Annotated in this window: 14 protein-coding genes; 10 read left to right on the forward strand and 4 right to left on the reverse strand. The window is 41.2% G+C overall.

What is annotated here, in order from left to right:
• Positions 1 to 130: 130 nt before the first annotated feature.
• Both BHF69_RS01185 and BHF69_RS01190 read right to left on the reverse strand, forming a co-directional pair.
• Positions 131 to 811 carry a TIGR00266 family protein gene (locus BHF69_RS01185; RefSeq protein ID WP_075669249.1) on the reverse strand — a complete coding sequence of 227 codons (681 nt, stop codon included), beginning with the start codon at positions 809 to 811 and terminating at the stop codon, positions 131 to 133.
• Positions 812 to 895: 84 nt separating this feature from the next.
• A complete protein-coding gene (locus BHF69_RS01190) occupies positions 896 to 2173 on the reverse strand; it encodes an HAD hydrolase family protein (RefSeq protein WP_083650905.1) in 1278 nt (425 codons plus the stop codon).
• Between the two features lie 221 nt (positions 2174 to 2394).
• Between BHF69_RS01190 and BHF69_RS01195 the strand changes: the two genes are divergently transcribed.
• The 3 genes from BHF69_RS01195 to BHF69_RS01205 all read left to right on the forward strand — a co-directional run bounded on the left by BHF69_RS01195 (position 2395) and on the right by BHF69_RS01205 (position 5617).
• Positions 2395 to 2919, forward strand: coding sequence for an adenine phosphoribosyltransferase (locus tag BHF69_RS01195; protein WP_075669325.1), 525 nt, complete (start codon positions 2395 to 2397; stop codon positions 2917 to 2919).
• 202 nt (positions 2920 to 3121) lie between these two features.
• Entirely contained in the window at positions 3122 to 4480 is a 1359-nt protein-coding gene (locus BHF69_RS01200; protein ID WP_075669250.1) for an aspartate aminotransferase family protein, read from the forward strand.
• 18 nt (positions 4481 to 4498) lie between these two features.
• The gene (locus tag BHF69_RS01205) at positions 4499 to 5617 is read left to right on the forward strand and encodes a 4-hydroxybutyrate dehydrogenase (RefSeq protein WP_075669251.1); all 1119 of its coding nucleotides are present in this window, start codon (positions 4499 to 4501) and stop codon (positions 5615 to 5617) included.
• 73 nt (positions 5618 to 5690) lie between these two features.
• Here the strand turns inward: BHF69_RS01205 and BHF69_RS01210 are convergent, their stop codons facing one another.
• Entirely contained in the window at positions 5691 to 7100 is a 1410-nt protein-coding gene (locus BHF69_RS01210; RefSeq protein ID WP_075669252.1) for an alanine/glycine:cation symporter family protein, read from the reverse strand.
• A gap of 120 nt (positions 7101 to 7220) precedes the next feature.
• Between BHF69_RS01210 and BHF69_RS01215 the strand changes: the two genes are divergently transcribed.
• Positions 7221 to 8120 (forward strand): LysR family transcriptional regulator, encoded by a 900-nt coding sequence (locus tag BHF69_RS01215; RefSeq protein WP_075669253.1) that lies wholly within the window; start codon positions 7221 to 7223, stop codon positions 8118 to 8120.
• 140 nt (positions 8121 to 8260) lie between these two features.
• Positions 8261 to 9907: a glutamate--tRNA ligase gene (gene gltX / locus BHF69_RS01220; protein WP_075669326.1), complete on the forward strand. Its 1647-nt coding sequence runs from the start codon at positions 8261 to 8263 to the stop codon at positions 9905 to 9907.
• A gap of 67 nt (positions 9908 to 9974) precedes the next feature.
• Here the strand turns inward: gltX and BHF69_RS01225 are convergent, their stop codons facing one another.
• A complete protein-coding gene (locus BHF69_RS01225) occupies positions 9975 to 11153 on the reverse strand; it encodes a PucR family transcriptional regulator (protein ID WP_075669254.1) in 1179 nt (392 codons plus the stop codon).
• A 227-nt stretch (positions 11154 to 11380) separates the two neighbouring features.
• Here BHF69_RS01225 and BHF69_RS01230 point away from each other — a divergent pair, with 227 nt between their 5' ends.
• The 5 genes from BHF69_RS01230 (at position 11381) to BHF69_RS01250 (ending at position 16045) form a co-directional block, all read left to right on the forward strand.
• Positions 11381 to 12094, forward strand: coding sequence for an MIP/aquaporin family protein (locus BHF69_RS01230; protein WP_075669255.1), 714 nt, complete (start codon positions 11381 to 11383; stop codon positions 12092 to 12094).
• A 160-nt stretch (positions 12095 to 12254) separates the two neighbouring features.
• Positions 12255 to 13127 carry a methionyl aminopeptidase gene (locus tag BHF69_RS01235; RefSeq protein WP_075669327.1) on the forward strand — a complete coding sequence of 291 codons (873 nt, stop codon included), beginning with the start codon at positions 12255 to 12257 and terminating at the stop codon, positions 13125 to 13127.
• Between the two features lie 32 nt (positions 13128 to 13159).
• A complete protein-coding gene (greA, locus tag BHF69_RS01240) occupies positions 13160 to 13660 on the forward strand; it encodes a transcription elongation factor GreA (RefSeq protein WP_075669256.1) in 501 nt (166 codons plus the stop codon).
• 90 nt (positions 13661 to 13750) lie between these two features.
• Positions 13751 to 15379: an ABC-F family ATP-binding cassette domain-containing protein gene (locus BHF69_RS01245; protein ID WP_075669257.1), complete on the forward strand. Its 1629-nt coding sequence runs from the start codon at positions 13751 to 13753 to the stop codon at positions 15377 to 15379.
• A 96-nt stretch (positions 15380 to 15475) separates the two neighbouring features.
• Entirely contained in the window at positions 15476 to 16045 is a 570-nt protein-coding gene (locus tag BHF69_RS01250; protein WP_075669258.1) for a biotin transporter BioY, read from the forward strand.
• The last annotated feature ends 71 nt before the right edge of the window (positions 16046 to 16116 follow it).

Genomic DNA, 16116 nt, shown 5'->3' on the forward strand with positions numbered 1-16116 from the left:
GGAATAGGAAATTTCTTTTCCTATTCCACAAAAACACTCCGTGGGGATCGCACTGCGGCGGATCGGAAGATGTCGCAAGAGCGACCCGCCGCAGGCGTAGAATCCTGCTCTGCAGGATTCTTTTATACTATCAGGAACCGGTTGGGATGAGACCAGCAATTCTTCCGGCGAATTCTGCAAAGTTCTGGGTCTGAAAGATGACTTTACCAGGACCGGTAAGTCTGGTGAGGAAAAGTCCTTCTCCACCAAGGAAGATGTTCATCCCACCTTTTACCATCTCAATTTCATAATTTACGGTATCTTCAAAAGCAACCAGATTGCCAGTATCGACTTTGATGCTTTCACCAGGAGCAAGATCTTTGATGACTTTATTTCCATCGATTTCTAAAAAGACCATGCCAGAGCCGGATAACCGTTGGAGAATAAATCCTTCTCCACCAAAAAGGCCAGAAGAAAGCTTTTTCGTGAAGGTGATTTCTGTATGAACAGAATCTTCGGCGCAGAGGAAGGCACCTTTCTGGCAGATCAGACTGCGGTAGCTGCTTAAATCTACTGGAAGGATTTCTCCAGGTACAGTAGAGGAAAATGCAACGATACCGGGATCAGATGTGGCAGTATAAGTTGCCATGAAGATGGATTCCCCGGCGAACATACGTCCGATTCCTTTTAAAAGGCCGCCTCTGGTATTGGTAGACATCTTCATATTTTCGTTCATCCAACACATGCCCCCGCTCTGGGTATACATGGCTTCGCCTGAAGACAATGTGACTTCAACTGCCGGCATAATAGTACCAATCAATTCATATCGCATAAAAAACTCCTTTCCACCATCTTTTCGGATGGAATACGACACCTTTGATAAGTATATTATAGCATGGAGACTGGGTCACTGCTACTAATTTGTCCAGATACAGGGCTCGTACAGCCTTTTTAAGGTTTTTACTGTGTGATTGTAATCAGCATGCACGACTACATCATAAGCGCCATCAATGCTTCCAAAGGTGATGACATCTCTTGCATTGCACATTTTCTGCAGTTGCAGAAGCATATTCTGTCGGGTGGCATCTTTGTGATAAATCTTTATATAGGAATATCCTGGATATTCCTTGGAAGCATATTCCAGAATTTTATATTGATGATTCCATCCCAGTGTTTTTATATCCGTGTATAGCTTTTCAATCTTTGATGTCTCATCCACGATCATCAAATAGACAAAGAGTGCATCTACTGGTGGCTCTTTTTTTAGATAATTGCGGTATGGGGAACGTCGAAGATTTTTATAAATACTCTTTTCTGCTTCATTATGGAAATCTCTATAATAAATGATCCATAAATCCCCTACAATTCGATTGTAAAAAATATGATGTCCGTGATTACGAATCATGGTAATGATTGGAAGGAGATCTGTGTAGGAAGCTTCATATTTGTATAGATAGGAGTTCTCTTTTATGTCATAAAGAACTGCGCCATCCATGGCGATCACTGGAAGATGAATGCGAATATCCTGGAGATTTTTCACAAGAGCGGCCGGAGTTCGCATGGTGCTGACAGTAAAGAGAGCTCCATCATCCAACATTCGGTTTAATTCGACTTTGTTATAAGGGCTTAAAGATTCTCCATTGTAAGGCAGTAGGGTATCATCCATACCGGATACGAAGAGAATATCCCTGTTCTTCTTACGCGGAAGATGGAACATGCTGATGGCCAAGGCAACGCCAATGCCAACCAGAGTGTCCAGGACACGGTTAAATACAAATAGATAAGGGTTTGTATCGGTAATATGCAGTACGACAACACTTAGATAAACAACGCAGGCAAAATAAGAAGCATTTTTCTTTTTCAGCAGAACTGTAGTGTAGAGTACCAGAATCAGAGAAAAAGAAATGATCGTATATCGCCAGAATTCAGAAACACCTGGAAACCAAAAGCGTTCAGCCAGGATAAAGATCAGGCCATAAAAACCTCCAATAAAGGTGCCGATGCTTCGTTGAAATGCCATTTTATGGGCTTCATCGTTATAAGCTCTGGTACACCATAATACAGATAGTGCAGTATAGAATGGAGTCCCCTGGCAGCCACGGAGAAAATAGATGATAAAGCCTAAAAATACTCCAATGGCGGATTTGATAATACGCATCCCGATGGGCGGTAGTGTAGGTTGTTTTTGTTTCATAGTAATCCTCTCTTATGATTCTTAGAAATTTGTCTTGAAATGTGAAATGCTCTATTTGAGAGTATAGCATGGTGGAACTAGAGATACAATGTTTAAAAGAACTGATATTTTTATAGAGGGCATTCGTATATGGATTCTTGACTTGAGAAAGTATTCTGGAAAAGGTATAATGAACAGTGATCAGAACAAGTAAAACAGAGGATGGAAGGACGATAAAGATGATGAAAAAAGTAGAAGATTATATAAAAGCAATACCGGATTTTCCAGAGAAGGGAATTATTTTCCGAGATGTGACCAGTGTGCTGCAGGACGCAGAAGGATTTCAATTGGCCATCGATGAGCTACAGAAGCTATTAGATGGTGTGAAATTTGATGTATTAGCAGGAACGGAGTCCAGAGGATTTTTATTCGGAGCACCGATTGCATATAATTTAAAGAAACCATTTGTCCTGGTAAGAAAGAAAGGAAAACTGCCAAGGGAGACGGTATCTAAGGAATACGAATTGGAATATGGAACGGCTGAGATTGAGATGCACAAGGATTCCATTCAGCCAGGTCAGAAGGTAGTTCTGGTGGACGATCTGATTGCCACGGGTGGAACCATTGAAGCTGCGGCAAAGCTGATCGAGGAATTGGGTGGTGAAGTGGTGAAGATGATCTTCCTGATTGAATTAGCAGGTTTAGAAGGAAGAAAGCGGTTGGAAGGTTATGACATAGGATCCGTGGTTGTTTATGAAGGAAAGTAATGGTATTCTTGGATTGCTTTGCTCGTGATTTGTGCTAACAACACAAAGAAATGGGAAAAGATTGGGCTTTCAGGCCATAGATATTCATTTTAAATTGTGCTATAGTAAGTTCATCGAAAATAAGAAGAACAAAAAGCATGGCAAAGGCGTCAATAGAACGAGGGTTGTCATGCTTTTTTTGTAGAGAAAAGGAGCAAGGATTATGAGCACATTAAGAACAGCATTACCAGAAATCGTTACCGCAACTGTACCAGGACCAAAAGCACAGGAAGTGATCGCAAGAAGAAAAGAAGCCATTCCAAATGCCATTGGATGTGCTTATCCAGTTGTCATCGAAAAAGGTGACGGAGCCATGATTCAGGATGTGGATGGCAATAAATTCTTAGACTGGATTGGAGGCGTAGGTGTCTTAAATGCAGGATTTACTCATCCAGAAGTGGTAGAAGCAGTAAAGGCTCAGGCAGAAAAGTATTTTCATGGAATGCAGAATATCGTAACCCATGAGGGCTATGTGGCATTAGCAGAGAAGATGAATGAAATTGTACCAGTAAGAGGGGATAAGAAAAAGACCTTCTTCGCCAACAGTGGTGCAGAAGCAGATGAAAATGCAGTAAAAGTTGCAAAAGCATATACAAAACGACCAAATATTATCGTATTCTCTGGAGCATTTCATGGTAGAACCATGTTGACCATGAGCATGACATCCAAAAAAGCATATGCAGTTGGTATGGGACCATTCCCAGACGGTGTATACCGTGCACAGTTCCCATATCTTTATAGAAAACCAGAAGGAATGCCAGAAGAAGCAGCCATTGCATATTATGCAGAGACTATCGAAAAGGTCTTCGAAGAATGCTCACCAGCACAGTATGTGGCAGCCATTGTAGTAGAACCATTACAGGGGGAAGGTGGGTTCATTCCAGCGCCGATCGAATGGGTAAAAGCAGTTCGCAAGATCTGTGATGAACATGGCATCTTATTAGTTGCTGATGAAGTGCAGACAGGATTCTGCCGTACAGGAAAAATGTTCGCATCTGAATATTGGGCAGAAGCAGGAGCAGCACCGGATATTATGACAAGTGCAAAATCCATCGCAGCAGGCCTTCCATTATCTGCGATTACAGCAAGAGAAGAAATTATGGATGCAGTACTCCCAGGAACCATTGGAGGAACATTCTCAGGAAATCCACTGGCTTGTGCAGCAGCATTGAAGGTAATTGAAATTATGCAGAGAGATGATTTTGCAGGACGTTCCATGGAAATCGGCAAAAAGGTGATGAGACGTTATGGTGAATGGAAAGAAAAATATGAAGTAGTCGGTGATGTCCGTGGATTAGGAGGTATGATCGGTTTGGAATTTGTAAAAGACAAAGCAAGCAAAGAGCCAAATGCAGAGATCGTAAAAGCCATTGTACAGGAAGCTGCTCAGCATGGATTGATGGTGGAAAATGCAGGTATTTATGGAAATGTCATTCGTTTCTTAGCACCATTGGTTATGACAGATGAACAGCTAGAAGCAGGACTTACCATTTTAGAAAATGCCATCAAAGCCTGCATGTAGAATGAGAAAGGAAAAAAGATGAAACAGTTTAGCGTGATACCCGTCATAAAAATGATGGACACAGTAGAAGAGTTTACAAAAGAATATAGCATGGATAAAAAAGATCTGGTGTTTGTCAGTGGATCTGTTTATAAAAGATTTGGCTCCCTGTTATCCAGGGAAGGAATTCATATTGTAAATTTTGCCAATTATCCAAAAGGAGAGCCGACAGACCTTTTAGTAGAAGGAATCTGTAAGGAAATAGCAGGAATTGATTATGACCGTGTCATTGCTATTGGAGGCGGAACCGTCATCGATGTGGCTAAATTGTTTTCTCTGGAAAAAGTTTCTCCCGTTGTGGATCTATTCCAAAAGAAGATTCCTGCCATCCGAAGCAAAAAGCTGGTATTGATTCCAACGACCTGTGGAACAGGAAGTGAGGTGACCAATATCTCCATTCTGGAGCTGACTACAATTAACAGTAAGTTCGGACTTGCAGTAGATGAACTTTATGCTGATGAAGCAGTACTGATACCAGAGCTGGTAAAGGACATTCCGTTAAAATTCTTTGCCACAAGTGCCATCGATGCGTTGATTCATTCCATCGAATCCTATACATCGCCAAAAGCAAATGCATTCACTCAGGCATATTCTCTGCAGGCAATGTCTATGATCTTAAAGGGATTTCAGGCAGTAGCCAAAGGCGGAGATGAGGCTAAGAGAAGGCTTGCCGGAAATTTCCTATATGCTTCCTGCATGGCAGGGATTGCATTTGGAAATGCTGGCTGTGCAGCCGTTCATGCCATGAGCTACCCGTTGGGAGCAACGCATCATGTGCCACATGGGGAAGCCAACTATGCTATGTTCACCGGAGTATATAAGACCTATCAGGCGATAGATCCAGATGGAGCCATTAAGGATTTAAATGCATTCCTGGCGGATATTTTAAGCTGCGAGAGCGATCAGATTTATGTTGCCATTGAGGCTTTACTGGATCAGATTCTTCCGAAAAAGGCATTGCATGAATACGGTGTGACACAGGAAGAACTGGTCACCTATACCGAAACAGTCATGACACAGCAGACCAGACTGATGAATAACAATTATGTAGAGCTGGATGGGGAGACAGTAATGGAGATTTATCAGTCCTTGTTTTAACATAGTTGTGTATAAAAAGAAAACTTCTACGAACTGGCATTTTAGATGCTGGAGTAGAAGTTTTTCTTTTCTTTTATTTCTTTTGTTTTTCAATAAAGTTGCTTTCATAATCCTGTAAGGAAGCAACTGCCTGTCCAGATAATGGAATCAGCACAAGCATGTTGAAAATGGTCATAAGGCCGATTCCCACATCTCCAAGATCCCATACGAAGGTATAGGTGGCAAGACCACCGATAAATAGCATGACCAGTGCCAGGATTTTATATAAGGTCTGGGAAAGCCAGTTATCTCCGAAGAGATAAGCCACATTGGATCTTGCATAGAATAAGATGCCAATGAAGGTGGAGAAGCTAAACAGCCATAAGGTAATGGCAATAAAGATGATGCCAAATTCTCCCAGATGGTAGTGCATAGCAGTCTGCAAAAGGTCCATACCAACAAGTCCCTGAATCAGCTTCTGTGGAGCTAACAGCATGATCATGGCAGAACAGCTGCAGATGACGATGGTATCGATAAATACACCGAAAGCCTGTAACAGTCCGGCTTTTGCAGGGTGGCTGATATCGGATGCTGCGGCGGCACATGGAGCGGAACCGGAACCGGCTTCGTTGGAGAACAGGCCTCGTTTTACCCCGTTCATTAACACGGCTCCAAATCCTCCAGCAGCAATCTGACGTATGCCAAAGGCTTCGGAAAAAATGGTTTCAAAGACAGCTGGAAGCTGTCCGATGTTTTTCAAAATAATAAAAATCGTAATGATAAAATAGCAGCTTGCCATAATCGGTACGATCACATCCAGCACTTTCACTGTTGCGTTTTTTCGAAGAACGATCACAGCCGCCACAGCTACCAGTGCGATGGTACTGTAAAGTGGTGGAATGTGAAAAGCGTTATAAAGGGAAGCAGACACCGAGTTACTGATTACCTGACTGATGCCGCACCAGCAGATCAGGCCAGAGATGGCAAAAAGTATTGCGATCAGAGAGTAACGTCGTCCACCGACTTCGCCTTTTCGCTTCTTTGTAAAAAATGCGTGAATATAATAAGCAGGACCACCGCGATATCCACCATAGAGAGGGTCCTTTTCTTTGTAAATCTGTGCAAGCGTAGCTTCTGCAAAAGCAGTGGAAGAACCAAGCAATGCGGTGATCCACATCCAGAAGACTGCACCTGCGCCTCCGGCGGAAATGGCAGCTACCACACCTACCAGATTTCCCATACCTACTCTTGTGGCGGTGGAAATGATCAATGCCTGAAGGCCGGAGATGGCATTTCCGGTGGAGCCATTGCGTTTTTCAACAGCAATTCTAAGCATTTCTGGAAATAGGCGAATGGAAACCAATCGGGTTCGTATGGTAAAAAATATACCTGCGGGTATTAAAATTAAGATTAAGAGAGAAAGTCCGATGGAGCTTCCTCCAGGAAGAGGAATCGTGATCAGATCGCCCCAAAGGAACTGATATATGCTGGTAAATAAATTCATGGAATCATCCTTTCATCTTACAGTTGAGTGCATTACCTTTATAGTTTATAGTATAAGTATACATTTGTAAAATTGATAATTATAATAGTTAGAATCGAAATATTAGATGGAGAAGAAAGTATGGATATTAAGAACTTGATTACCTTTATTCATGTGGCAGAGCTTAACAGCTTTACAAAAGCAGGGGAACTGTTAGGATATTCCCAGTCTACCGTATCTTTTCAGATCAAGCAGCTGGAAGAGGAACTGGATGCCCAGCTTTTTGAACGGATCCGTCATACGATAGCCTTGACGGATAAAGGAAGGGAAGTGCTTTCCTATGCGCATCAGATTCATCAGCTGACAAAAGAGATGGAGAATCAGATGCATTCCAAACAGCAGATCTGCGGGCACATTCGTCTGGCTATGGCAGATTCTTTATGTGACTCGTTGTTGGGAGAGGGATATGAAGAATTCCGAAGAAAATATCCGGGGATTACGCTTAAGATCATTGCCGCAGGCACCAAAGAGATGTTCCGGCTTATGAATCATAATGAAGTAGATGCCATTCTGACTTTGGATAATCATATATACAATACTGAGTATGTGATTGCAAGAGAGGAACAGGTGCAGATTCATTTTGTGGCAGGGAAGGATCATCCGTTATGCCAGAGGGAAAGTCTTTCGGTAAAAGATTTGATAGGAGAGTCCTTTCTTCTGACGGAAAAGGGGATGAGCTATCGTAGAATTCTGGATGATCAGCTGGCTGGAATGTCTTTGGAGATTCAGCCAATATTGGAAATTGGGAGTACAAGGCTGATCTGCGATCTGGTAGAGCAGGGAAATGGGATTTCAGTGCTTCCGGATTATGTTACAGATCGAGGTGTGCAGGAGGGCAGACTTGCCTATCTGAATATATGTGATCTGCATATTCAGGTTTGGAAGCAACTTTTGTATCATAAGGACAAATGGATTTCTCCGCAGATGAAGTCGGTGCTTGCATTTTGTATGGAGCGGGAGTTTCATGAGAAAGAAGGATAGAAATAATGGCATATTTTATGAGAAGTTTTGCAGGAATACTTGCGAAATCATAGATTATCAATTAAACTAGAATAGTTAGACTATAAAGAGTGATGCTCGATAAGAAACAGAAAGAAAATTTGAAGAAAAGAGGAGAGATCATGGATTATCAAAAGTTAGCAGATTTATTGTTTCCAGATGTAACAGCAACTATCGATGAAATGGAAGCAAAATTTCCACCTAGAAATCTGCCTGAAGGAGCACAGGTAACCCGTATGGGTCCTAGTCCGACAGGATTTATTCATTTGGGTAACTTATATAGCGCATTGGCCGATGAAAGAATTGCTCATCAGAGCGGCGGTGTATTTTATTTACGTATAGAAGATACTGATAATAAGAGAAAAGTAGAAGGGGCAGTAGAGACGATTATCTCTGTACTTCGTTACTTTGGCATTGAGTTTGATCAGGGAGCCGGTGTGGATACCGAAGAAAGCAATGTCTATGGACCATATTTCCAGCGCCAAAGAGCGGATATCTATCATGTATATGCGAAAGATCTGGTGGCAAGAGGACTGGCATATCCATGCTTTTGTACTGAGGAAGAAATTGCTCAGATCAAGGAAGAGCAGAAGGCTCAGAATGTAATTACCGGATACCATACGACATGGACTCGCTGTCGTGATTTGAGCTATGAAGAAGTAGAAGAAAGAGTGAAGGCAGGCATACCATATGTACTGCGTCTTCGTTCTCAGGGAAAAGAAGATCAGGAGATTATCTTCCGCGATGCTATCCGAGGAAGTATTAAATTCCCAGAGAATATTATGGATGTAGTCATCTTAAAGAGAGATGGAATCCCTACGTATCATTTTGCACATGCCATTGATGATCATCTGATGCACACTACACTGGTCATTCGCGGAGAGGAATGGTTATCTTCTGTTCCGACTCACGTAGAACTGCATAAGGTATTGGGATTCAAGCTTCCAAAATATGCTCATACTGCACATCTGATGAAGATGGAAAATGGAGGAAAGAGAAAATTATCTAAGAGAAAAGATCCAGAATTATCCTTAGATTATTATCGTCAGGATGGATATCATCCTCAGGGGGTAAAGGTATACTTAATGACATTGTTGAATTCCAATTTTGAGGAATGGTATGATAAGCATCCAAATGATCCGATTACAGACTTTAAGTACAGCGTAAAGAAGATGAGCCAGTCTGGTGCATTGTTTGATATTATGAAGTTGAATAACATTTGTAAAAATGAGTTTTCTAAGCTGGAACCAGAAGATATCTATGAATTCTTATATACATGGGTAGAAACTTATCATCCAGATATGCTGAATGTCTATTTTGCAGATAAAGAGAAATTTATCAAGATTTTAGAGCTTGGTATGGGCGTGGGCAACAAACGCCGCAGAAAAGATTATATCAATGCAAAACAGATTATGAGTACGGTTCACTATTACTTTGATGAAACTTATACTCAGATCGATGAGCAGAAGTATGATGATGAGACGGTAAAGGCAGTGCTTGAAGCATATTTAGAAGGCTATGATCACAACGATGATGCTAATACATGGTTCAATAAGTTAAAGGAGATTGGAGAGAGCTTAGGATTTACAGGTAATATGAAAGAATATAAGAAGAATCCAGATGCATATAAAGGAAATGTTTCTCATATTGCAGAAATTATCCGTATTGCCACTACTGGACAGGCAAGCTCACCAGATCAGTGGACCATCTATCACATCATGGGCGAAGAGATGATGCGAAAACGAATTGAAAATTTTTTAAATAAATAATTTTCGAAAGCAAGAGCTTTCGCTGGTGCAGAACGCAGATGCAGCATCAGTGAAAGCTCATTTTTGTCTATGAATATGGAATTTGAAGATAGTCTTGAATCGTATAAGCAAGATAAAGCAAAAAACATGTTTCGTTATCATCGATGGATACGGGAAGTAACGCTCGGATTTTTTTGATCCGATAATTTATGGTATTTCTGTGGCAGGTCATTTTGGCAGCTACCTGCTGGATGCTTCCGCCATATTTAATATAATAATAGAGAGTTTTGGCGTAATCGCTGTTGTGTATACCATCGTATTCCAATAATGGGCCCAATTGTTCATGATAATAATCTACCAGTAGTTTTCGGTCAGAAACAGAAAATAAGATCTTATAAATGCCAAGGGCTGAAAAGTGAGCAATGGCCAGATGATAATATTGGGCATAGGAAAGCGCTGCCAGGGCGCGGGAATAACCAGTGGATAACTGAATCAGCTCTTGAACGGAGGAGCCTACACCGATGTGCCAGAAAGCCTCGGGGAAAGTCTGATGGTATAGATGGCTCAGTTCTTCAATGATTCTGCCGACTTCTTCTTCGGAATGATTATGAAGGAAGAGAAGGAACTGCTGGTTCATTGAAAAGAAGAAATCGGTCGTCTTTCGATTTCCAAAATAATTGTTGGTAATGAGGAAAAGCTTTCTTTCAAAGGAAGCGGCATCCATGTGTGGAAAGGAAACATCCATAACAGCTATGTGATAGGTGTCTTTTGGATGGTAACCATGAGATTCTAACAGAGGAAGATGCCTTGCAAAATGCTCAGAAGAGTAAAAAAGGGATTGAATGGCCTCTGTCAGCATATCGTTTCTCTGGGATTCCTTAAAAATACGATTGCAGTAATCTTGAGTCAGGTCCGCAATGTGAATTTCCCAAGGCATTAAGAAAAGAGGCAGCTGTGCCTCATTGCAAAAATCCAGAATTTCCCGGGTGAGATGTTCCGGGAATAGATGCTTTCCGATATTTAAAATAAGTCCGCAGCAATGGCATTTTTTTACAGCATGGACCAGATGAAGGATCCAATCGGGATCCTGGTGAATAAACATACCAGTGGTAATAACTAATTCTCCACCGCGCAAAAAATCCTCGTTCATATCCTCTGCCAGATAGACCCAAAGTACGGATTGGGATAATCCCTCTTTTCCGGCAATCAACTGAAGCTTATAGATATCCTTTGAAGTATGGAATAAATCGGATAATAAGATGGCCATAAAATCGCTCTCCTCTTTTTTTCAATTATTATAGTATATTTTGTGGGGATATGACAAGGGAGCAGGGGATGGGGAATTTTTTTCTTTATTCCTTTATTATCGAAAGAAAACCGGTATTTTCACTAAAAAAAAGCAAAAAAATAAAGACTTTTTGGGAGATATGTGATACACTTGACTTAACAAAGCAGCGAAGGTATTTTCACATATGAGGAGAAGGAGGGACTATTATGTTACCATATCTAGCTGAGTTTTTAGGAACTATGATGTTGATCGTTCTTGGGGATGGCGTTGTAGCGAATGTTAACTTGAACAAGTCTGGTATGAAAGGTGGGGGATCTGTTCAGGTAACGCTTGCATGGGGGCTTGCGGTTTTGATTCCTGCATGTATCTTCGGAGCAGCATCTGGAGCAAGTTTTAATCCGGCACTTACCATTGCTTTGGCAGCAATTGGAAGCTTTTCATGGTCTATGGTACCTGGCTATATCGTAGCTCAGGTAGCAGGTGCTTTTGTTGGGGCTTGTATCGTTTATATCCTTTATCTGGGACAGTTTGATGCGACAGATGATCCAGCAACAAAACGTGGAGTATTCTGTACAGCGCCATCTATCCGCAATTTTGGATTAAACTTTATAAGTGAAGCAATTGGAACATTTATTCTTGTGTTTGCAATTCTCGGTATTGGCAATGTAGGTGGAGCAGGAACCGTTGGCGTTGATAAGCTGTTTGTATTTGGAATCATCGTATCTATCGGTATGTCTCTTGGTGGTCTGACTGGATATGCAATTAATCCGGCTCGTGACTTTGGACCACGTCTTGCACATGCAATATTACCGATCAAAGGAAAGGGAGATTCTGATTTCGCATATGGAATCATTCCAATTATTGGACCAATTGTCGGTGCACTTGCAGCAGCATTTGTTTACCAGGCGATTCCATGGTAGAATGGACCAAGTTACATCATAATTTTTATAATGAATCGGGGGAGGACCAGATAAGTTTCGACTTGTCTGGTCTTTTAAAGTGTAAGAAAATTCAGCATAGATATTTTGTGGATTAGTGCTATAATAGAAACAGCATGTAGAAAGAAAGGGTATGACGAATATGGAAAAATTAGGACGTAACGACAGCTGTTGGTGCGGAAGTGGAAAGAAATATAAAAAATGCCATGAGGCATTTGACGATAAAATTCTTCAATTTGCGAGACAGGGACACATGGTACCTTCTCATGACATTATTAAGACACGGGAGCAGATTGAAGGAATTCGAGAAAGTGGTAAGATCAATATTGCAGTGCTGGATTATGTAGCAGAACGTATAAAACCAGGAATCTCTACAGAAGAGATCGATCAGATGGTCTATACAAAAACGACAGAGCTGGGAGGAATTCCTGCTCCCCTGAATTATTGTGGATTTCCAAAGAGCGTATGCACATCTATTGATGAGGTGGTATGCCATGGAATCCCAAATGAGCATCGAATTCTGAAAGAAGGGGAAATCGTTAATATTGATGTGTCAACCATTTATAAAGGATATTATTCGGACTCTTCCAGAATGTTTTGTATTGGAGAGGTTTCTGAAGAAAAGAAGAAACTTGTGCAGGTAACAAAGGAATGTGTTGAGATTGGGATTAAAAATGTTAAGCCATGGACCTTCTTAGGGGATATGAGTGAAGAGGTCCATAAGCATGCCAAGGAGAATGGGTACACCATCGTGCGTGAAATCGGTGGACATGGAGTAGGATTGGAATTTCACGAAGATCCATTTGTCAGTTATGTAGCACCAAAGGGTACAGAGATGCTCATGGTTCCAGGTATGGTATTTACGATTGAACCGATGGTGAATATGGGAGAAGCAGGCGTATATACAGATGAGGAAGATGGATGGACGGTCTACACGCAGGATGGATTGCCATCTGCCCAGTGGGAAGTGACTGTAGCTGTTACAGAAGATGGATGTGAGGTTCTGGTATATTAGTCTTAAAAGACGGAAGAAAGGATTGATTTTATATGGGACATCAGTTAACCAGACAGGATATTCAGAAGATGAAGGATGAGATACAGCATCGGAAACTGGTTGTGCGAAAACAGGCGTTAGAAGACGTCAAAGAAGCAAGGGCTCATGGAGATTTGAGTGAGAACTTCGAGTATAAGGCAGCAAAAAAGTTTAAAAATCAGAATGAAAGCAGAATTCGCTATCTGGAACGGATGATTCGGAATGCAGAGGTATTTGAAGATCAGTCAGCAGAAGACGAAGTGGGCATGAATAATACGGTTACGGTATATTTCGAAGATGACCAGGAAGAGGAAATATTTAAGATTGTAACGACAGTGAGAGGGGATAGTCTGAATAATATTATCAGTATTGAATCACCGATTGGAAAAGCATTGTTAGGTCATAAGGTGGGAGATCGTGTCCATATTAAGGTCAATGATTCTTATGGATATGATGTTGTCATCCGAAAAATCGAAAAAACAACGGATGAATCTGAAAAAATACAACGATTTTAGCGAAAAAGGTTTGTGATTTTTGCAAAAACATGATATATTTGCCTTTACGATGTTAAAATGAATAGGCAAACAGAAAGGAACTGAATAAATATGATTAGTGCAGCAGGAGTTACACTAAGAGTTGGGAAGAAAGCTCTTTTTGAAGATGTGAATATTAAGTTTACCGAAGGCAATTGTTATGGTCTGATTGGGGCCAATGGTGCTGGAAAGTCTACATTTCTGAAGATTTTATCCGGTCAGATAGAGCCGACCAATGGTTCAGTGGTTATGACGGAAGGACAGAGAATGTCTTATTTACAGCAGGACCACTTTAAATATGATGAATATATGGTATTAGATACCGTTATTATGGGGAATGCGCGTCTATATGAGATCATGAAGGAGAAAGACGCCATTTATATGAAAGAAAAATTTACAGAAGAAGATGGTATGAAGGCCAGCGAGCTGGAAGCGGAATTTGCCGATATGGATGGATGGAATGCAGAGTCAGATGCGGCGACGCTGTTAAATGGTCTGGGAATAGAAACTGACCTGCATTATAAGATGATGAAGGATATGGATGGAGCTCAAAAGGTGAAAGTACTTTTGGCACAGGCATTGTTTGGCAATCCGGATATCCTTCTTCTGGATGAGCCTACCAACCACCTGGATTTAGATGCCATTGCATGGTTGGAAGAATTCCTGATCAATTTTGAGAATACAGTAATTGTAGTTTCTCATGACCGTTATTTTCTTAACAAAGTGTGTACCCATATTGCAGATATCGATTATGGGAAGATTCAGTTGTATGCAGGAAATTATGACTTCTGGTATGAATCCAGCCAGCTGCTGATTCGTCAGATGAAGGAAGCCAATAAGAAAAAAGAAGAAAAGATCAAGGAACTGCAGGAATTTATTTCACGCTTTAGCGCTAATGCGTCAAAATCCAAGCAGGCAACGTCCAGAAAGAAAGCTCTTGAGAAGATTGAACTGGATGAGATTCGCCCATCCAGCCGTAAATATCCATATATTGCATTCAAGCCAAATCGTGAAATCGGCAATGAGGTATTGACCGTAGATGGAATTTCAAAGACCATCGATGGTGTGAAGGTGCTTGATGATATCAGCTTTACCATTCAGAGGGAGGATAAAGTAGCCTTTGTAGGTGGCAATGAGCTTGCGAAGACCACCTTGTTCCAGATTCTTATGGGAGAGATGGAGCCGGATGAAGGAACTTATAAATGGGGTGTTACGACAACTCAGGCATATTTTCCAAAGGACAGCGGGAAGGAATTTTCACGTTCAGAGCCGATCGTAGACTGGTTGATGCAGTATTCAGATGAAAAGGATGTGACCTATGTACGCGGTTTCCTCGGTAGAATGCTATTTTCCGGAGAAGATGGTATGAAGGATGTGACTGTCCTGTCCGGAGGAGAAAAGGTACGTTGCTTATTATCCAAGATGATGATTTCTGGTGCCAATGTATTAGTCATGGATGAACCAACCAACCATCTGGACATGGAATCCATCACCGCATTGAATAATGGAATGATCAAATTCCCGGGAGCGATGCTGTTCTCATCCCGTGACCACCAGATCGTACAGACAACGGCTAACAGAATTATGGAAATCGTTCCAGGGGGCAAGATGATTGATAAGATCACTACCTACGATGAATACCTGGAAAGCGATGAGATGGCAAGAAAGCGTCAAACGTATACATTTGAAAACGAAGAGTAAAAGAAACAGTTTGTTAACTATAAAAAAAATATAGTTGACAAACTGTTTCTTTTTTGTTAATATGTCAACTGAAATATAAGTGAGAGGTGACATATCATGGAAAATGTGAAAGCAACAGCAACGAAAAATATATTTACAACTAAGCAAATGGTATTGATTGGTGTGGTAACGGCTATTACCTGTATTCTTGCACCAATGTCTGTACCACTTCCAATTACCCCAGTACCAATTTCACTGACGAACCTGGTGTTATATGTAAGTGTCTTCCTTTTGGGATGGAAGTCTGCAACCGTAAGCTATATTGTCTATTTATTGATTGGATTTGCAGGACTACCAGTATTTTCTGGATTTACAGGGGGATTGGCTAAGCTGGCAGGACCTACTGGAGGATATCTGATCGGTATGATCTTCATTGCGATTTTCAGTGGATATGCCGTAGAAAAAGGCAATGGGAAACGATGGATCGCAGTGATCGGGATGGTGTTTGGAACCATCATTGATTATGTGCTTGGAACCTTCTGGTTATCTAAGCTGATGCATACTACTTTTGCAGCAGCATTATCCGCGGGGGTATTACCGTTTATTCCAGGAGACCTGCTTAAGATCGTTGCAGCTCTAATCTTAGGACCGTTATTAAGATCAAGGGTAAATCGTATAGCAGATTAAAGAATGATATCCGGATTCTTTTCGAAGTTAAGGGCCATTGGCATAAAGATACGCCAGTGGCTCTTTTTGTT

The sequence above is a fragment of the Anaerostipes sp. 992a genome (assembly GCF_001940245.1).
Classification (GTDB): Bacteria; Bacillota; Clostridia; order Lachnospirales; family Lachnospiraceae; genus Fimousia.